The organism is Gottschalkia acidurici 9a (assembly GCF_000299355.1).
Taxonomy (GTDB): domain Bacteria; phylum Bacillota; class Clostridia; order Tissierellales; family Gottschalkiaceae; genus Gottschalkia; species Gottschalkia acidurici.
In genome coordinates this window covers 1,431,505-1,452,152 of sequence record NC_018664.1, presented here as the reverse complement: position 1 = coordinate 1,452,152, position 20,648 = coordinate 1,431,505, and the positions used below count along the sequence as shown (strand labels likewise).

19 protein-coding genes, 1 pseudogene and 1 other annotated feature are annotated in these 20,648 nt (G+C 30.0%); of the genes and pseudogenes, 2 read left to right on the top strand and 18 right to left on the bottom strand.

The annotated features are described in order from the left end of the window. Nucleotide 1 precedes the first annotated feature (1 nt). The gene (locus CURI_RS06800; protein ID WP_014967497.1) at nt 2–295 is read left to right on the top strand and encodes a spore coat protein; all 294 of its coding nucleotides are present in this window, start codon (nt 2–4) and stop codon (nt 293–295) included. Nucleotides 296–454: 159 nt separating this feature from the next. Next, nucleotides 455–2,095, top strand: a complete 1,641-nt coding sequence (locus CURI_RS06795; protein WP_014967496.1) for a recombinase family protein — start codon at nt 455–457, stop codon at nt 2,093–2,095. 14 nt (nt 2,096–2,109) lie between these two features. Here CURI_RS06795 and CURI_RS06790 read toward each other — a convergent pair whose 3' ends face one another. The 18 genes and pseudogenes from CURI_RS06790 to mnmA form a co-directional block, all read right to left on the bottom strand. Continuing rightward, the gene (locus CURI_RS06790) at nt 2,110–2,496 is read right to left on the bottom strand and encodes a sigma-70 family RNA polymerase sigma factor (protein WP_014967495.1); all 387 of its coding nucleotides are present in this window, start codon (nt 2,494–2,496) and stop codon (nt 2,110–2,112) included. 85 nt (nt 2,497–2,581) lie between these two features. Then, entirely contained in the window at nt 2,582–4,258 is a 1,677-nt protein-coding gene (locus tag CURI_RS06785) for a peptidoglycan D,D-transpeptidase FtsI family protein (RefSeq protein WP_014967494.1), read from the bottom strand. A 63-nt stretch (nt 4,259–4,321) separates the two neighbouring features. Further along, on the bottom strand, nt 4,322–5,557 hold the full coding sequence (locus tag CURI_RS06780; protein ID WP_014967493.1) for a peptidase U32 family protein: 1,236 nt from the start codon (nt 5,555–5,557) through the stop codon (nt 4,322–4,324). After that, the gene (locus CURI_RS06775; RefSeq protein WP_014967492.1) at nt 5,550–6,200 is read right to left on the bottom strand and encodes an O-methyltransferase; all 651 of its coding nucleotides are present in this window, start codon (nt 6,198–6,200) and stop codon (nt 5,550–5,552) included. Before CURI_RS06775 ends, CURI_RS06780 begins: the two co-directional genes overlap by 8 nt. Nucleotides 6,201–6,290: 90 nt before the next feature. Next, nucleotides 6,291–7,349, bottom strand: a pseudogene (gene mltG, locus CURI_RS16100) (endolytic transglycosylase MltG). A 108-nt stretch (nt 7,350–7,457) separates the two neighbouring features. Beyond that, complete coding sequence (locus CURI_RS06765) at nt 7,458–7,934, bottom strand: QueT transporter family protein (RefSeq protein WP_014967491.1); 477 nt, start codon at nt 7,932–7,934, stop codon at nt 7,458–7,460. Between the two features lie 74 nt (nt 7,935–8,008). Next, nucleotides 8,009–9,670: a ribonuclease J gene (locus tag CURI_RS06760; RefSeq protein WP_014967490.1), complete on the bottom strand. Its 1,662-nt coding sequence runs from the start codon at nt 9,668–9,670 to the stop codon at nt 8,009–8,011. 165 nt (nt 9,671–9,835) lie between these two features. Then, nucleotides 9,836–10,282, bottom strand: coding sequence for a Fur family transcriptional regulator (locus CURI_RS06755; protein WP_014967489.1), 447 nt, complete (start codon nt 10,280–10,282; stop codon nt 9,836–9,838). A gap of 63 nt (nt 10,283–10,345) precedes the next feature. After that, entirely contained in the window at nt 10,346–10,603 is a 258-nt protein-coding gene (locus CURI_RS06750) for a DUF1292 domain-containing protein (RefSeq protein ID WP_014967488.1), read from the bottom strand. 14 nt (nt 10,604–10,617) lie between these two features. Beyond that, nucleotides 10,618–11,031 (bottom strand): Holliday junction resolvase RuvX, encoded by a 414-nt coding sequence (ruvX, locus tag CURI_RS06745; RefSeq protein ID WP_014967487.1) that lies wholly within the window; start codon nt 11,029–11,031, stop codon nt 10,618–10,620. A gap of 14 nt (nt 11,032–11,045) precedes the next feature. Next, nucleotides 11,046–11,996: an aldo/keto reductase gene (locus CURI_RS06740; protein WP_014967486.1), complete on the bottom strand. Its 951-nt coding sequence runs from the start codon at nt 11,994–11,996 to the stop codon at nt 11,046–11,048. 6 nt (nt 11,997–12,002) lie between these two features. Beyond that, nucleotides 12,003–14,162, bottom strand: a complete 2,160-nt coding sequence (locus CURI_RS06735) for an alkaline phosphatase-like protein (protein WP_014967485.1) — start codon at nt 14,160–14,162, stop codon at nt 12,003–12,005. Between the two features lie 18 nt (nt 14,163–14,180). Continuing rightward, complete coding sequence (locus CURI_RS06730) at nt 14,181–14,432, bottom strand: IreB family regulatory phosphoprotein (protein WP_014967484.1); 252 nt, start codon at nt 14,430–14,432, stop codon at nt 14,181–14,183. An 83-nt stretch (nt 14,433–14,515) separates the two neighbouring features. Then, the gene (alaS, locus tag CURI_RS06725; RefSeq protein ID WP_014967483.1) at nt 14,516–17,155 is read right to left on the bottom strand and encodes an alanine--tRNA ligase; all 2,640 of its coding nucleotides are present in this window, start codon (nt 17,153–17,155) and stop codon (nt 14,516–14,518) included. A 66-nt stretch (nt 17,156–17,221) separates the two neighbouring features. Beyond that, nucleotides 17,222–17,426: a binding site (T-box leader), on the bottom strand. Between the two features lie 73 nt (nt 17,427–17,499). Next, nucleotides 17,500–18,678 carry an AI-2E family transporter gene (locus tag CURI_RS06720; RefSeq protein WP_014967482.1) on the bottom strand — a complete coding sequence of 393 codons (1,179 nt, stop codon included), beginning with the start codon at nt 18,676–18,678 and terminating at the stop codon, nt 17,500–17,502. Between the two features lie 47 nt (nt 18,679–18,725). Next, complete coding sequence (locus CURI_RS15785; protein ID WP_187287423.1) at nt 18,726–18,872, bottom strand: hypothetical protein; 147 nt, start codon at nt 18,870–18,872, stop codon at nt 18,726–18,728. 54 nt (nt 18,873–18,926) lie between these two features. Beyond that, nucleotides 18,927–19,451, bottom strand: coding sequence for a PRC-barrel domain-containing protein (locus CURI_RS06715; RefSeq protein WP_014967481.1), 525 nt, complete (start codon nt 19,449–19,451; stop codon nt 18,927–18,929). Nucleotides 19,452–19,559: 108 nt separating this feature from the next. Further along, a complete protein-coding gene (mnmA, locus tag CURI_RS06710) occupies nt 19,560–20,648 on the bottom strand; it encodes a tRNA 2-thiouridine(34) synthase MnmA (RefSeq protein ID WP_014967480.1) in 1,089 nt (362 codons plus the stop codon).

The window sequence follows — 20,648 nt, the reverse complement described above, 5'->3', positions numbered from 1 at the left end:
TATGGCTTCTTTTCTTACTAATAAAGTAAAAGATACTACAAATATAAGTGATGAAGTTATAGCTAACAGCATGATTTCTAGTGCTTCTGCTGGTGCAACAGCATATCTTACTTCTAGTATGGCTGCCACTACTCCAGAATTAAGAGCAATGTATTTAGCAAGCTTAAACCAAGTATTAGGCGGACATACTGCAGTAACAGAACTATCTGTTCAAAAAGGATGGGAAAAACCTTATAATACGCCTACTCAACAATTACTAGATGCTTATAGTGAATCTCAAGATACAATAAAATAGTTATAGTTTTACACAATAAGAGGCTGACTACTTTATATTCGGCCTCTTATTATGTTTTTAAATAAATATAATAAATATTGAATCTATTATTAACTTATTAGCTTTTTATTATTTCAAAATTTGATATAATTGACATAATAAACATAAAGGGGTTTTAAAATGAAAGCTGTAATCTATTCACGTAAATCAAAATTTACCGGTAAAGGTGAATCTATTGAGAATCAGGTACAAATGTGTAAAGAGTACGCATATAATCATTTTAATATTTCAAATGACGATATAACAGTATATGAAGATGAAGGTTTTTCTGGTGGGACTACTGATAGACCTCAATTTCAACTTATGTTAAAGGATGCTAAGCAAAAGAAATTTGACGTACTTATATGCTATAGGTTAGATAGAATAAGCAGAAATATAGCAGACTTTGCCGTACTTATAGAAGAGCTACAAAACTATAATGTTTCTTTTGTGTCTATAAGAGAGCAGTTTGACACCTCTACCCCTATGGGTAGAGCTATGATGTACATTGCTAGTGTATTTGCTCAACTAGAGAGAGAAACTATAGCGGAAAGAATAAGAGATAACTTGCAACAATTAGCTAAGACTGGGCGCTGGCTAGGAGGTATTACTCCTACCGGATTTATCTCTAAGGAAATTATAATGTTGGATCAAAATGGAAAACAAAGAAAAGCATACAAATTATCAACTGTACAAGAAGAAGTTGAGTTAGTGAAATTGTTATATAATAAGTATATTGAGATCAAATCTCTTACTGGATTAGAAACTTATTGTCTACGAAATAATATAAAATCAAAAAATGGTGCTAACTTCTATGTACATACTTTAAAAATAATCTTAGAGAATCCAGTATATGCTACAGCAGATAAAAAGCTTTACAATTATCTTATAGGCAATGGCCATGCAATATTTGCCGATGAAACTGATTTTGATGGAGAGCATGGAGTCATGGCTTACAATAAGACTACACAAGTAAAAGGTACTACTGATAGAAATAGAGACCAATCAGACTGGATAATATCTGTTGGGGATCACGAAGGTATTATCTCAAGTGATATGTGGATTAAAGCTAATGAAATAATGGAAATGAATAGAGACAAAGGATTAAGAAAGAGATACATAAATACAAATGCTTTATTAAGTGGAATACTGATTTGTGAAAACTGTGGCAGTTTCATGAGAAAAGGTGCTACTAGAGTTAACAAAGATAAATCTATAGCATACTATTATCTATGTGAGTTAAAAGAAAAGAGTCGTGGGCAGAACTGTAACATCAAGAATATTCGAGGTGATAAATTAGATAAATTAGTTATAGAAGAACTTAAAAGATTATCCTCTCAAGAATCAAGACTTCATAGTAAAATTAAAGATGATAAAGTAGCTGTAGAAACATCTCAAAGTAATATAGAGTCTGAAATTGATATACTTAAAAAAAACATTGAATCTAACAACAAGTCTATAGCTAACTTAATCAATGCTCTAGCACAAGGAGAAGGAAGTCTTGCAGCTAAGCACATATTAGATCAAATTAATAAACTCGAAAGTGAAAATGCTAATCTTAAAGAAAAGTTATTAGATTTAAGGGAAAGCATTGATGACAAGCACTCTCTAGAAGAAAATTTTGAAATAATGAACCGTATGATAAATATTTTTAAGAATACGATTGATGATGCCGAAGATGATGAAAAGAGAAGTCTAATTAGAAATTTAGTAGACAGAATTACATGGGATGGAGAAAATATAGATATAGTTATGTTTGGTGCTAAATATGAAAAAAGGTAATGGAAAGGCTGGGCTTATTTTTGTGCTATGGCAAATTCGTTCCGAAAAGTAATGATTGGATTATCAATACATCTAGCTGCATATGTAGCCAATCTTACTTTTTTATTCCTGTCAAATGTATTTATAGCTTTAATAAGCCCTATTGTTCCTATTGAAATAAGATCGTCTGTTTCTCTTCCTGTATTATTATATTTTTTAACTATATGTGCTACTAGTCTAAGATTTCTCTCTATTAATATATTTTTAGCATTCTCATCACCTTGCTCATATAGAATAAGATAATGACTTTCTTCCTCTTGCGATAAAGGTTTCGGAAAAGAATTATTATTAGAAACATATCCTACTAGTAACAAAATAGGTTCTATTAAAAAAGTTAAATTTGATATTAATGAAGTTATCATTAAGTCTTGCACCTCCAGAATTATGAGAAAAAGTTATATATAAGATTATATGAGACTTACTTAACTTTTGTGCAAGTACAATTTTCTATTTTTTATTCTCAATCTTATATATTTCTTTTGCAACCTTTTCAAAAACAGGTGCAGCCTGTGTACTACCTGAGTCGCCGCTCTCTATGAATACAGTTATTACATATTTGGGCTTATCCTTGGGAAAGTACCCAGTAAACCATGCATGTACGGTTTCTTTTCCATTTAGTACAGCCTGAGCCGAACCTGTTTTTCCTCCACCCCCACCTATACTTCTCATTTCTATATTACTAGCTGTTCCTCTTTGAACTACCTCGTCTAATCCCTTTTTTACCATATTAACCAAATCCTCTGATAAAACTCTTTGATCACTCTCTCTTCTTATTTTTTTCCCATGTGCACCTTGTGCCGTAACATAACTATCTACTATAGACATATCTTTCTTTACTCCACCATTAGCGACAATCATCATCATATTAGTCACTTGTAATGGCGTAACTTCAATATTACCCTGACCTATAGATATGTTACCTATTGCGGGACCTACTAAGTCCTTCCCTTTTGGAAGATTTCCTTTACTTTCATCTTCTAAACCTATATTTATCTTTTCTCCAAATCCTAAAACCTTAGCAGTTTTCACTATCTCTTCTGCTCCTATCTTTTTGCCTATTTGGATAAATGTAGAGTTGCATGAATTATAAAGTCCTTCAAATACAGTAATCTCTCCATGTCCTCCCTTTTTATTGCAATTAATAATTGTATTCTCTACTTCTTCATAGCCTTTGCAAAAAATTTTATCCTCTAATGATACTTCATCTTTTTCAAGTGCTGCTAATAGTACTGGTACTTTAAATATAGATCCTGGTGGATATGACAATTCTAATGATTTATTAAAAAATCTTTGATCATGTTTATTTAACTCTTCTTTTATATTTGTTAAGTCCACATTAGGTCTACTTGCCATCGCTATTATATCTCCACTATCAACCTCAGATACAACTACAGCCCCTTTTTTTCTACTTTTATCTAGTATCTCTTCTGTTTTTTCTTGTATATCGTAATCTATAGTTAATTTTAAACTATTAGCTATTCCAGTTACCTCTCCTCTACCTATATCTGCACTTACACCAGGAATTACTCTTTGTTTAGCATCTACAAATATAGGAGTTTTGCCATGGTTTATATTAGCCTTCAATGGCTCTTTATCAAATGCTTTTTCAATTCCACTTAATCCTATATTGTCCTTTTCATTAATATAACCTATAACATGTGCTAAAATGTTTTTATCATTATTTCTTTTCTGTTTATCAACTATGACAACATCCTTTATGTTAGATAATTTATCTAAATTAACATCCTTATTATCTAGAGAAATTTCTATAACTGAATCAGAACTATTTAGTAATTTCTCAATTTCTTTATTACTATATTTTAGTGCTTTTTTCAATTCTTCAATATTTTTTTTATTATCTTTTATATTCTTTTTAAAAATATATAAGACTTTTTCTTCATCTTGATTTGTAAACTTTTTTCCATTCCTATCAAATATTATTCCTCTTGATAGAGAACTCTCAATATTAAATATTTGTTGATTCATTGCTAATTCTTGATATTTTTCGCCTTTTACCATTTGAATAAAATAAAGTCTTACCATTAACGATAGAAATATACTTACCATAAACGATGCAATTATTTTAGCTCTTTTATATGTATTATCTTTTTCATATTTTCCCATAAGAATACCCCCACTAAAGTCTTTATTAAAATTATTTCCAACTTTCAGTAGGGGTATTCTTATTTATATATTTAATTCTTTTCTTAATATATCCATTTTTTCAACTGGATGATCTACTTTTATTTTTATCTTTTGTTGTGCACGAGGAGCTACATCGATTTCTTCCTCTTTATCATTCCACATTTTTTCTATTTTCTGAGTAAAATATTCTTTGTTAGGTCCAAATATTTCTATTTCATCTCCTACAAATATCCTATTTCTTTGTTCTACAGTAGCTATCTTGTTCTTTTCATCGTAGTTCAATACCAATCCCACAAAGTCATATCCTCTTATATATGAATTAGTATCATATAACTGCTCATTTTGATCTGGCTTTTCAAAGTAAAATCCTGTTGTAAAGTCCCTATAGCTAGCTTTTTTTATTTCTTCTAACCACTTATTATCCATCTTATAGTTTTGAGGATCCTTAAGATATTCATCTATAACCATTCTATATGCTCTAATTACCGTAGCTACATAGTATGGACTCTTCATTCTTCCTTCTATTTTAAGGCTATCTATTCCAGCTTCTATAAGCTCAGGTATGTGATTTAACATACATAGATCCTTAGAATTATATATATATGTTCCTTTTTCATCTTCTGTTATTGGAAAATATTCGCCAGGTCTTTTTTCCTCTACAAGGTAGTATCTCCATCTACATGACTGTGCGCATTCTCCTCTATTTGCATCTCTATGAGTCATATAGTTACTTAACAGACATCTTCCCGAATAAGATATACACATAGCTCCATGAACAAAAGCTTCTATTTCTAATTCTTTATTTCCTTTATCTCTAAGTTCTTTTATTTCTTCTAATGACTGCTCTCTAGCAACTACTACCCTTTTTATTCCTTGCTTATACCAAAAGTTTGCAGCTACATAGTTTGTAGTGTTAGCTTGAGTACTTAAATGTATTTCTAATTTAGGTGCACTCTCTTTCACTATTTCTAGTACACCAGGATCTGCCACTAATACTGCATCTACACCTATTCTTTCTAATTCTTTAACATACTCTGACATTCCTATTAGATCTTCATTGTGAGGTATCATATTTAAAGTAACATATACTTTTTTTCCTCTTTCATGTGCATATAGAACACCCTGCTCCATTTCTTCTATTGTAAAGTTTTTAGCTGAAGCTCTAAGTCCAAATTTTGAACCACCTAAATATACTGCATCTGCTCCATAAGCTATTGCAAATTTTAGTTTTTCTAAATCTCCTGCTGGTGCTAAAAGTTCTGGTTTTTCATTAAGCATCCTCCTTCTTATAACTAATGGCTACTCCGTCTCCTATTGGTATTATACTTGTTTCAAGACTTTCATTATTAGATATGAATTCTAAGTAATCTCTCATTCTTTTAACTATAGTTTTTTTTCTTCTAATTACTAGTTCATCTGTTGCTACCATTCCTTTAAACAATATATTGTCTGATACTACTACTCCACCTTCAGTCAATTTATCTATAAAGTAAAAAAAGAAATCTTTATAATGTCCTTTTGATGCATCTAAAAATATAAAGTCAAACTTACCATCTATATTCTTTAAAACATCTTCGGCATCACCTTTTATAATTTTAATTCTATCTTTAAATCCATTTTTCTGTATATTATCTTCTGCAATCTTTATCATATCATCGTTACGCTCTATTGTAACTATTTCTCCATCATTCATGCATTTAGCCATTACTAACGCTGAGTATCCTATTGCTGTCCCTACTTCTAATATTCTCTTAGGTTTATTCATTCTAACCAACACCTTCAGAAGTTGAGCAACTTCTGGATGAACTATCGGCACATTGTTCTCAAGCGCATATTGTCCTATTTCCGATATAAAATCTTTCTTATTAGGTATTAAACTTCTTATATAGTCTTCTATATATTTTCTATTTATATTACCCAAACCTATCTCTCCTTATTTTAAAAATCAATAAATAATACGTGGTAGCTTCCCACGTATTATTTATTGACGGTACTTTATTCTTATCTGAGTCTAATTCTCACTTCTAGCTTTTAAATGCTCTTCATAAGTTTTAGAAAACGTATGTGATCCATCTTTACCAGTTCTAACAAAGAAAAGATAATCAACATCTTTAGGATTTACCGCTGCTTCTATAGATTTAATTCCAGGTGATGCTATTGGTGCTGGTGGTAGACCTTTATTCTTATATGTGTTATAGCTAGAGTCTATTTCTACGTCTGCATTACTGAGTACTGGTTTTCTTTCTCCTAATACATATTGAACTGTTGCACAAGATTGTAAAGGCATGTCTATTTTTAATCTATTGTGAAATACTCCTGACATTATAGCTCTTTCATCTTCAACCATAGCTTCTCTCTCTATAATAGATGCAAGAGTTATAATCTGATTAGTATTAAGTCCTAGTTTTTCGCCTTTTTCTTGTATTTCTTTCGTATAAATCATATTAAAATTATCTAGCTATTTTTTTATAATTTCTTCCTCAGTAGCATCTTTATATACTTCATAAGTATTTGGATAAAGGTACCCTTCTAAAGAAGATCCTTCTGGTAACCCTTTTAAAAAGTCATATTCATTCTCGAATCCAGAAGCATTTGATGCCAAATCCATAAATTTGCCTTTATCTACTATTCCAGCATTACTTAATCTATCAGCTATTTGTTCTAATTCAAAACCTTCTGGTATGGTAAATTGGACAGCATTGCTTAAAGCTCCACCTTCTATAAGCTTATTCATTATTTGTTCTTGACTCATTCCATTATTTAATGTGTATATACCTGCTTTATATTTTCCATCTTTTTTTTCTAACTTAGAATATAACTTAAATATACTTTCATTTTTTATGAGCTTATTTTGCTTTAAAATTCTAGCAATATCATTTGTAGAGCTACCACTTGGAATTTCTATAGATTTTTCTATTATACTACCTTTAGCTACTGATCCCTTAGCACTTTCAATATAACCTTTAATAAATATAAGTGCTCCTACTAAAACTACTATTAGTACTAGAAATTTAATAAATGTTTTTCTTTTTTTTCTTCTTTTTTCTTCTATAAGAAAAGATTTTTCCATATGAGTTTTCTCCTCTTAAGTTTCTTCATTTTCTTAAATTATACAATTTAAATCATTTATTTACAAGGTTTAATTTAACCAATTACAACTTTCAACATTTAAATTTAGCTAAATGTGCTTTCTAATCCTATTGTAAATATATAAAGTTATATTACCAAATACAGATACAGCTATAAGCTCTCCCAGTCCTATAGTACCAACTGTAACAATATAAGGAACACCCATAAAGTTTGATACCCATATAGAAACTATAAGCCCATTTAATATTACTGGCGGTAAAACTCCTAATATTTTGTTTGGCATTTTACTAGTCATATAGGCAGCTAAGAGTGTAACTAAGCTTCCACCTAGTACATCTACTAATCCAAATCCTGATAAAAATGCTAATATTAAATTTGCCATTAAACATCCTATAAAAACACCAGGTATAGCTGCTGCTTCTACTAGGGGAAGTAAGGCAAGCCCTTCAGATATTCTTATTTGTATAGGACCATATGTTATTGGCCCAAGTGGAATCTCAACTAGAACCAAAACTACATAAATAGCGGCTATAATACTGGCCTTAGTTAAGTATTTAGTATTCATACGATCACACTCCTTAAGTAACACTTAATATCCTCTTTATCAAATAAAGAAGTCGTAGTTTAACTACGACTTTTTTATATTTCCATGATTATAGGTAATATCATAGGATTTCTTTTATTTTCACAAAGGAAACTTCTTAATGCATCTCTTATGCTAGACTTCAAAGTAGCCCAATCAGTTATATGATTTTTCTCACATTCCATTAACACATTTCTTACTACCCTTTTGGCTTCTTCCATTAAATCTTCTGACTCTCTAACATATACGAATCCTCTTGAAACTATATCTGGACCTGCAATGACACTACCGTCTTCTTTACTAATCGTTACAACAATAACTATTAAACCATCTTCTGACAAGTGTTTTCTATCTCTAAGTACTATATTACCTACATCTCCTACACCTAAGCCATCTACTAAAATATTTCCTGATGGTACACTTCCTACTATATTTCCACTCTCTTCTGTAAATTCTAAAACAGAACCGTTTTCAGCCAAGAAAATATTTTCTCTAGGCATACCAAGATCCTCTGCTAGCTTAGCATGTTGCTCTAAGTGTCTGTACTCTCCATGAACAGGTATAAAGTATTTAGGTTTTAATAAGCTATGAATTAATTTAAGTTCCTCTTGGCAAGCATGACCAGATACATGGACATCTGCTAGTGCTTCATATATTACATTTGCACCTTTTTTAAATAACTTATTTATAACTTTAGATATAGTTTTTTCATTTCCAGGTATAGGGCTAGCTGATATTATAACCAAATCTCCCGGTCTCAAATCCATCTTTTTATGATCTGAAGAAGCTATCCTAGCTAATGCAGACATTGGCTCTCCCTGACTTCCAGTAGTAATAACTACCACTTTATCATCTGGATATTTTCCTATATCATTTAATTCTATAAGAGTTCCCTCTGGTACATTTAAATATCCTAATTCAGTAGCTACATTTACTACATTTACCATACTTCTACCTGATACAGCTACTTTTCTATCGAAAATTACTGCTGCATTTATTATTTGTTGAACCCTGTGTATATTTGATGCAAAAGTAGCCACTATTATTCTTTGCTTAGCTGTCATGAATATATCTTTAAAAGTATCCCCAACTGTCTTTTCAGACATAGTGTATCCTGCTCTTTCTACATTAGTACTATCTGCTAAAAGTAGCAATACCCCTTTACTTCCTAGTTCAGCAAATTTATAAAAGTCCATTACTTCTCCATTTATTGGAGTAAAATCTATTTTGAAGTCTCCTGTATGAACTATAGTTCCTACAGGTGTGTGAATTGCTATTGCTACTGTGTCTGGTATACTATGACTAGTTCTTATAAATTCTAATCCAAATTGTCCTATTTCCATAGATTGTGATGCTTTTATAATATGAAGCTTTGCATTCTGAATATTATGTTCTTTTAATTTATTCTCTAGTAATCCTAGAGTTAATTTTGTTCCATATACAGGAACATTTATTCTTTTAAGAACATATGGTAACGCGCCTATATGGTCTTCATGCCCATGAGTTAATACTATTCCTTTTATTTTTTCCCTATTCTTTAGAAGATATGTTATATCTGGTATAACCACATCTATACCTAACATTTCTTCTTCCGGAAACGTCAGTCCACAGTCTATAACTATTATTTCATCATTATATTCTATTACCGTTATATTTTTACCTACCTCATACAGACCTCCCAGAGGAATTATTCTTAATTTTGGTGATTTCTTAGACATCTTATCACACTCCCTTTTGTATTTTTACCGTTTTTATTTTTGCAATTTTTCCAAACACGTTCAAACCTTTAGATATTTTTACTTTATAGATTTAATTTACCCAAGAAAGTAATTTTGTATAACATTTATATAATAAAAAAATAAATCCCATAATGGGATTTATTTTTAATAGGACTCGTCTTCACAATTTTTACAGTATCCGAAAAATTTAACATTGTGATTAACTACTTTAAAATCTCCCTCTTTCTCTATTTCTGACTCTAGATTCTCTAATAAGTCTAGCTTAACTTCTTTTACCTTACCACATTTAATACATATAAGATGATGATGTTGGTGATCGTCAGTATCAAGATTCAGTTCATATCTGCTACATCCATCATCAAAGTTAACTTTGTAAACTATATTTAATTGTTCTAATAGTTGTAATGTTCTATACACTGTAGCTAACCCTATTTCAGGATAGCTATTCCTAACATTATCATATATTTCCTCAGGACTTAGATGACTACTTTGATTTTTTAAAAAGACGTCTATTATAGCCTTTCTTTGTGTAGTCAGTTTATATCCTTTTTCTTTTAATTTAATTTTTAAATCATCTGAAATTTTCTCCATTTTCCCACCTGCTCTATACTTATAGTCTATAATTATAAAGTGTAAAAGTCAATAATTTTAAAACTATATTATTTCATCTACTATAGCCTCATATGCTGCAGCTACATCACTAAATTCTTCTTCATCCTCTATATTTCTTAAAGTTGCGTCTCCATTTTCATCATATTCTATTTTTAATAAATACACTTCTTCCTCTTCTTCACCTAGTGGAAGTAACGCTGCATATTCATCATCTTCAACATCAAACGTTGCTATAACCTCAAAGTCTTGTTCTTTACCATCTTCGTCTATTAACTTAATTATGTTTTCTTCTTCTGACATTTTTTGTCGCTCCTTTATTTAGATCTGTCTAAATAAGATTGCAGTATATAAGTTGCTGCAACTTTATCTATCACATCTTTTCTTTTTTTTCTACTTACATCTGCATCTATAAGCACTCTTTCAGCAGATACAGTTGTTAATCTTTCATCTTGTAATATTATTTCCAATTCAAACTTTTCTTTAAACTTTTCTGAAAACTTTAAAACTTTTTCACCTTGAGGTCCTATAGTATTATTCATATTCTTAGGAAGCCCAATTACTACTTTTTCTATACAGTATTCCTCTACTATACTCTTTAATTCTTCTATATCTGACTTTATACCTTTTCTTCTAATAGTAGTAACTCCCTGAGATGTTATCCCAAGTGGATCTGAAACAGCAACTCCTATAGTTTTATCTCCCACATCTAATCCCATTATCCTCTTCATTATTTCCTCCAAAATTATATTACCTTTATACAAAACTCTGGACATTTAGGTGCACAGTATCCGCAGAATATACATTTTCCTTTTATAGGTTGAGCCTTACCATCAATTATCTCTATTCCATCATTTTTACATGTGCTTACACAAGCTCCACAGCCTATACACCAATCTGCAATTTGAAGTCTTCTTTGCTTTTTATCTATCTTCTTCTTTATTTCATTCGGTATATATCCATTGTTTATAAGGCTTACATTTCCATCTATTTCTTCTAACGACTGCATTCCTATTGCTATTGAATGTATAAAAGGTATATCTCTCACGTAGTTAAATGACGATTCAACATCTTTTATAAGATGACCTCCACCTAAAGGTTTCATAGCATATATTCCTTTGCCTTTATCATAAGCTGCTTTGATAGCTTTTAGCATATCCTCTACTGTACCATCTTGTATTCCTATTCCTATTTTGTTTATTATCGGATGGATTATGTCTAATTCATCATATTTACATATAGCATTAACTCCTGCCACATTATGTGTAGATATTCCTAAGGCTCTTATTATACCTTTTTCTTTGGCCTTTAAAAAGTATTCTATAGCTTCATAGTGACCCTTTATAGTATATTCACTTTCTTGCTCATGAAGGAGAAATATATCTATATAGTCTGTCCCTATTCCATCTAATGCTTTTTTTAAACTTACTTCTGCAGTCTCTTTAGAATATGAATAAGACTTAGTTGAAATTATATATTTATCTCTTTTGATATTTTCAAAAGCTTTTTTTATATATCCATAGTTATCATAAATTTCTGCTGTATCTAAGAAATTAACTCCTTGTTCAAATGCATATTCTATTAAGTTAGCTCCTTCACTAATTGTTAAATTTGCTTGTAAAGGCCCCATAGTAAGAGAGCCAAAACATAGCCTAGATACTAATATTCCTGTATTCCCTAGTTTTACATAATCCATAGTTTATCACTTCCCAGATGAATCTTTCTCTAAAGATATTATCATAGTATATATAATAGTCGATACGATAAACATACTTGATATAGCTGCTAACAATAATCCTGAATCGTTTACTAAAAGTCCAACTATACTTCCTGCTATTAAGCTTATTAATCCAATATCAAGATATTTATTCTCCTTGAATATTCTTCTTACTTTATCTTTAAATAAAGTAAGTGCTATGCTACTAAACATTAAACTTGTAAATAATACTTTCCCCCACATAGATACACCTATTAATTTAATATTCATCTGCATTTTTCTAACAACAATACCTGTTATAAACATTGGACCCTTTTGTAGTATCATTAAAAAAGTTTGACCTAGATGAGTTGGATTTGGACTTATATATATATCTATAACTCCTATAGCAAATATTATTGCCACTACACCAATTCCTATAAGCATCAATCTCCTAAAGTTTATATTTATATTGCTAAGTAAAAATATGAATATAATAACTGCAAAAAGTATACTTATAGTTCCTCCAACATTGGCACCTAAGCTTGGGTGTGCAACTATCACTATGGATATAGGTAACAATACCAAAGATAATTTATTATTAACCTTGTCTAAAAGAAAAGATACAGTAAGTGCCATACTACCTAATAATACACCTACTAACTCATTTCCAATTCCAAAATACCTTGCTCCTATTATAGGATCATATCCCATAATAGATGATCTTGCTAGTGTACTTCCAGTTCCTATATCTAAAGTTATTATTAAAAAATTCAAAAATATTAATGCCCAGATTCTATATTTCTTACTTATAAAATTTAAAATTAGAAGTGTAAAGAGTATCATAGATATACTTACTAGTATATATATATACTGATTTACTATATTAAATAAAGGTAAGATTAACAGTACAATTGGTAGTAATATTATTGTTAAAGTCATGCTTTCTATAGTTCTAACTAATTTCTTATTATCTTTTAAATTTAAAACTAGCACTATTAGTGATAATATAATTGTCACTATGGTAAATGTATTATATACTGTTAAAAATGGTGATCTTAAGTTAGATACTAAATTAGTACTCTTATCTAAATTTTCTATAAACTCTATATTATTATCTACTTTTATTGATTTTATATTATGACCTACAAAATTCTTAGTTGGAGCTTTTAAAATATTAGATATAGTTGGAGCTATGTCAAGATTAGTAACAATACCCTCTCTTCTAGTAGTTCCTGATGTAAGTATGCTACTTTCACTTTTATTTTCCCATATTACAATTGGTGATAATTTACTTGCAGCAATCCTCTCTTGTTCAACATTTGGACTTATTATCATTATAGTTGAATTGTCATCCATTTCAGTAGTTAGTTCTTTTATAAAGTTATCAATATTTTTTATTATATTTTCTCTATGGTAATTAAATGTTTCATCACTTAAGTATTGATTATAAGATGCTAACCTGTCTAAGTCACCTGTGTCTATTACTGTTAAAGACACTTCATCTTTAATCTTTTTGATTTCTTTTAAAATTTTTTCATAGTCTGTTCTTACACCATAAGGATAATTTTCATCTTTAACAAGAATACTATCTACATTTCCAAAGTCCACAAGACCATTACTATCCATAGGTATAATACTTCCCATTCTTGAAGTTATCTCATCAGTATCTGAATTTCCAAAAACTGCGGTCTTTAATCCAGCTGAATGCATATTATCTCCAAGTGCTCCTATTGTAGAATCATATGATTTCTCTAGATTTTCATTTTTTATTCTATTAATCTCTACATTTCCAACCTGATACTGATTATCTTCTATATACCCTACTCTTGTTTTATATAAAGATAATTTTTGATTAGTTAAATTGAACGCTTGAGAATAGTTAGATCTACCATAGGCTCTTGATGATGAGTTAATAGATAGAAATCCTTCCGAAGAGTTAGCATTATTAGATCCCTTAGTATTCATAAGTCCTAAACTTCCAGTACTTGCTAAGTTCTTTAAGTTTTCCATATTATTGATATCTTGTAATGTTAGCTTATTTGCAACAACAACATATACTTTCTTGTCACTTTTGTTAGTATTACTAGCATAAACGCTACTTGATATTAATATTAATATCATCAATAAAGTTAAAACAAATGCTTTTTTATTTCTATATCTCATTTTTTTATCTCCACTTAATTATTTTTCTAAATACTTTTTTATCAGCTCTTCTAGTATTTCATCTCTTTCTAATTCTCTTATTATTGTTCTTGCATTGTTATAACTTGTTATATAAGTAGGGTCACCTGATAAGATATATCCTATCATTTGGTTAATTGGATTATATCCTTTTTCCTCTAATGCTTTGTAAACTGTTAATATTATTTCCTCTGCTTTTTTCTCCTTTTCTTTATCCACGTTAAATCTCATGGTCTGATTTATATCATTCATAAAAACACCTCCAAGATATGTTTTGAACAATTCTATTATAATACTTACCCAGTAAACAAGAAAATATCTACTGGGTAATATAATTATTTTAGTTGTGCTTTTACAATATCACTAACTACGCTAAGTGCCTCATCTATTTTTTCAACGTGTTTACCTCCTGCTTGAGCCATATCAGGACGTCCACCACCGCCACCACCAGCGATCTTAGCTACTTCTCTAATTATGTTACCAGCATGAATTCCTTTGCCTATAAGATCTTTAGTAGCCATAGATATAAAGCTTACTTTATCATCCTTTGATGATCCTAGTACTATTAAAACAGATCCTAATTTATCTTTTATTTTATCTCCTAATTGTCTTAAACTATCCCCATTTAAGTCATCTATCCTTTTACATATAACAGATATTCCCTCTACTTTAATTGCACTATTTATTATATCATCTAATTTAGATAGAGTTAACTCTGACTTCAGCTTTCCTATTTCTTTTTCTAGCGACTTATGTTCTTCAACCATAGTTTGTATTTTATTTATTATATCCTTTTTGTTCCCCTTTAATAACTCAGAAACTTTATATATTTGTTGTTCTAGTTCTTTTACATATTCATAAGCTTTTAAGCCTGTCACTGCCTCTATTCTTCTTACCCCTGATGCAATCCCTGCTTCACTTAATATTTTAAATAATCCTATTTGACTAGAATTTTTAATATGAGTTCCACCACAAAGTTCCTTACTATATTCCCCTATTTTAACTAATCTAACTTTATCTCCATACTTCTCATTAAATAATGCCTGCGCTCCCATATTTCTAGCCTCATCTAATGTTGTTTCTACAATGTCTACAGATAATCCTTCTAATATTTTAGAATTAACTATGTCCTCTATTTTGTCTAGTGATTCTCTACTTACTCCTTCAAAATGAGTAAAATCAAATCTCATTCTATCTGCTAATACTAATGATCCTGCTTGATTTACGTGTTCTCCTATCACATCCTTAAGAGCTTGATGAAGAATATGAGTTACTGAGTGATTTCTCGCAGTATCTACTCTTTTTAGGACATCTACTTCGGCTATAACTTTTTGACCAACTTCTAAAGTTCCTTCTATGACTTTAACGATATGAATGATTTGCCCTTCTTGTCCTTTTTTAGTATCGACTACTTCCGCTTTTACTTTATTTGTAGTTATTGTACCTGTGTCCCCAGCTTGTCCTCCACCTTCAGCATAAAAAGGAGTTCTTTCTAATAACACTATTCCCTGTTCTCCAGCTTTTAATACATTTTCAGATTCTTTATCACTTACTATTACAGATATCTTAGTGTCTAAAGAAAGATTTTCATATCCTTCAAATATAGTCTTTATATCTTTATCTATATTTAGAGTAGTCTCCGTATTCCAAGAATGATTATCGCCTTCTTCTCTAGCTTTTCTTGCTCTTTGTCTTTGCTTTTCCATCTCTATATTAAATTCATTTTCATCTACTGTTAATTTATATTCTTCTAAGATTTCTTTAGTTAAATCTAATGGAAAACCATAAGTATCATAAAGTTTAAATGCATGATGTCCATCTAAAATATCTTTATTATTTGCTTTAACCTCTTTTATATATTCATTTAGTATATTTATACCTTGATCTATTGTTTCTTCAAACTTCTCTTCTTCAACTTTTATTATTTTTCTTATTTGTGCTTCTCTTTCTTTTAAGTCCGGATATGCTTCTCCCCAAGAATTTATAACTTTTATAGCTAATTCATTTAAGAAAAGACCTTTTATTCCTAATAACTTACCATGTCTCGCAGCTCTTCTTATAAGTCTTCTTAGTACATAACCTCTACCTTCATTACTTGGAATTACTCCATCTGATACTAAGAATGTCATCGCTCTTATGTGATCTGTTATTACTCTGAAAGACATACCATCTTTATCTGTAGAAACATATTTTTTACCTGTTATACTTTCTACCTCTTTTATTATATCTTGCATAGTATCTATTTCAAATATGTTATCTGTATCTTGCATTACAGCTGATATTCTCTCCAGCCCCATACCTGTATCTATATTTTTTGACTCTAGTGGATTATAGTTTCCTTTTTCATCTTTGTCATATTGTGAAAATACTAAATTCCATATTTCTAGATATCTATCACAGTCACATCCAGGTTTACAGTCAGGACTTCCACAACCATATTTTTCACCTCTGTCTATATATATCTCTGTACATGGTCCAGATGGTCCCACCTCTAATTCCCAGAAGTTATCTTCTTTTCCTAGTCTAACAATTCTATCTTTGCTTATACCTATTTCTTTATTCCATATGTCATAAGCTTCGTCATCTTCTAAGTAAACAGATACCCATAATTTTTCAGCTGGAAGTTCTAATCTCTCAGTCATAAGTTCCCATGCTAAGTTTATTGCTTCTCTTTTAAAGTAGTCTCCAAACGAAAAGTTTCCTAGCATTTCAAAAAACGTACCATGTCTTGCAGTTTTTCCTACATTATCAATGTCTCCAGTTCTAATACATTTTTGACATGTTGCCATCTTCTTGCTTGGTGGTTGTTCTGTTCCTAAAAAATAAGATTTTAAAGGAGCCATTCCAGCGTTTATTAGTAATAAACTTTTATCATTCTTAGGCACTAATGAAAAACTTTTTTCTACTAAGTGTCCTTTTTCTTTAAAAAAATCTAAAAATATTTTTCTTATTTCATGTGATCCAAGTTTTTTCATGTTTTATCTTCCTCTCTATGTCCTTAATTCATTTCTAATCACAAAAACAAAAAAACGTCCCTAAAACTTAGGGACGAGTTTAATCGCGGTACCACCCTATTTACTAAAATAGTCACTCTAACATATAACGGTCATAACCGAAAGCTTCTACTGTTATTTCGAAGTTTTAACTTAAGGGCTGCTTCAATACGATATTCTAAGTACCTTCCAGCCAAAGGGTACTCTCTCTATAAGACATTTCATATTTACTTCTCCCCATCATAGTCTTTTCTATATTTTTTCCATTAATTTTAATCATTCTATAATTGGATTATAAGTAAAATCTCTTATTTTGTCAATATAGACTATTGTTCAGAAACTTTATCTACTACAAAAGAAAATAGTATCTTAACTATAGCACTTACGGGGACTGCTAATATCATCCCTAGTACTCCAAAATAGCTTCCTCCTAATATTACAACTACCATTACTATTACTGGATGTAGACCTACACTTTCTCCTACTATTTTAGGAGCTATAACACTGTTTTCTAACTGCTGAACTATCATAAGTATTAAGAGTCCCCATATTGCTTTTGAAGGTGAATCTAGCAGTCCAAATATAACAGTCAACACAGCACCCACAACTGGACCAAAGTAAGGTATGATTTCAAACAACGCTACTACTAATCCGATTATTACAGCGTAGTCTATTCGAATAATTAATAACCCTACCATAGTTAAAAAACCTACTATAATCGATGTTATTATTTGTCCTTTTATAAACCTAGTTAAAACTGAATCTATTTCTCTACATAATCTCAAAGTGTCTTTTCTGTGCTTTTTAGGTATTAGCATATATAGTTTCTTTTTAAAATATTCTTTATCTTGTAAAAAGTAAAATGAAATTATAGGAACTATTATCAATTTGAATGATTTTGTAATTATGTTTATCATAGAGTTAGTAGTATTTCTTAAATACTTTAATAATTGTAACTCCAACTTGTTTAAATTCTCGGAAAAAATTTTATTTATTCCATCGAATCCTTTTGGAAGATTTTCCATTCTCTTCGCATATTTTAAGTAATTATTATTAAATATATCATACATTTTATTGCTATAATTCGGTATTAGATCTATTAACTTTTCAAATTCTCTAGATATCTCAGGTATTATAGTCATTATAATCAATATTACAACAACTGCAATAACTAGATATATCAGTAAAATCGAAATACTTCTTTTAATACCTTTTCTCTCTAAATAAGTTACTATAGGATTTAAAATATATGATATTATCGCAGAATATACGATTAATAAAACTACCTCTTTTAAAACACTTTTACCTTTAACAAAATTAAATAGTATTATAACGCCTAAAACTATAAAGCAAAACGTCATTATATGTTTTTTTGTTATAATACATCTTTTATTTATATGAACATATTTGTTTCCTATATTTATTAAATAATATATCAATAGAAGTAGAAGCAAAGCCATGAGTACACTCTGTAAGTTTTTAGATAAAGATACTAAGTAATCCATTCCCCAACCTATGTATGCAATAATAAGGCAGTTAAACTGCCTTATTATTATATCCCTATATTACCTATCATATTACTCATAGCTCTTCTACTAGCTTTCATCATTCTTCTTCTTTGTCTTGGGCTCATACTTGTCATTGCTACCATAGATGCAGTGGCTCCTATTACAATCCCAGATATGAATCTACCTCTCATACTATTCACCTCTTCTTAAGATTTTGGTGTACATTAATATTTTGTCTAATTTCTTTAAAGTAATTCTAGTAATTTTTTGTAATCTTTTTTATGTTTATTAAATCTTTCATTAAGTGAAGTGCTTATTATGATGGTATCTTCTCCAAAAACTATATCTTTATCGTATGGTAGTACCTTTCTCCCAGTGCTTATATCTTCTATAATACCGTCTGTTAGTATAAATCCAACTACGGCTCCTTCATTTTTATCAATCAGTATATCATTGATGAACCCTAAACTTTCTCCTTGATCTGTTATTACTTCTTTCCCTATAGCCTCTTTATAGTTAAAGTGATCCTCTATCTTGGAATGATGTCTTTTTAGTGTTCTTTCATTTTCTATAAATATTGCATCCTTTCCTAGTTCACTTATATCTATAAATTTAACTATTTGAGGACGTTTGAAAAGTCCATTTTCAGATATTAAGAATGCATTTACTTTCTTTCTAGACTTCGAATAAAGTATTTCTTTTATTGATGCAACTTTGTCACCATTTTTATTTATAATTGGAGTTCCAACAATCTCACTTTCTTTAATCAATTAAATCGCCCCTTAGAAAATGAAATTTAAAACATTTAGTATCAATATTCCTTCTTATTTTATGGAGCAAATTTTATATTATTCTTAGTATATTTAAAAATTTTTATTTTATTTTTTTAAAATAGTTCCTCCACCAACTACTACATCTTCTTCATAAAATACTACTGACTGACCAGGTGTTATAGCTCTTACTGGTTCTTCAAACACTACTTTTACTGTTCCATCATTTCCAGGAAATATTGTTGCTTTAGTTTCAATTCCTGTATATCTAGTTTTTGCTTTTATATTCATAGGTTCTGTAAGTTTTTCTATAGATATAAAGTTTAAGTCATGAGCTAGTAATTCTGTTCCAAAAACATCTTCATTATCTCCAATAATTACTATGTTCTTTCTAGGATCTATATCTACTACATACGCAGGTTTTCCAAGTGCTAGTCCAAGTCCTTTTCTTTGTCCTATTGTATAATTTGTTATTCCACTATGTTTTCCTAATATATTACCATTAGTATCAACAAAGTTTCCTGGACATATATTATAGTCCGCATTTTCTTCTATGAACTTCCCATAGTCATTATCTTGAACAAAGCATATCTCCTGACTGTCTGGCTTTTCTGCCACTACTAAATCTAGCTCTCTAGCTATTTTTCTTACTTCTTCTTTATTATTAAACTCACCTAGTGGCATTAAAGTATGTGCCAGTTGATCTTGAGTTAAATTGTAAAGTGCATAAGTTTGATCTTTTTCTTTTGCATCAGATTTTTTTAATAAGTATCTTTTTTTGTCTTCATCATATATTATTTTACAATAATGCCCAGTTGAAACATAATAAGCATCTAGTGCTAATGCTCTTCTCAAAAGTTCCTCAAACTTTACATACCTATTACATGCTATACATGGATTAGGTGTTCTTCCTTTTCCATATTCTTCAACAAAGTAATCTATAACTGTTTTTTTAAAAACATCTTTAAAGTTCATTACATAAAATGGAATATCAAGTTTGTTAGCTACCATTCTTGCATCATCTACAGCTGAAAGAGAACAGCATCCACCTTCTCTTTCTACTGCATCAGGATTCTTATCTTGCCATATTTGCATAGTTACTCCTATAACATTATATCCTTGCTTTTTTAAAAGGTATGCAGCTACAGAACTGTCCACACCTCCACTCATTCCTATAACTACGGTATTCTTATCCAT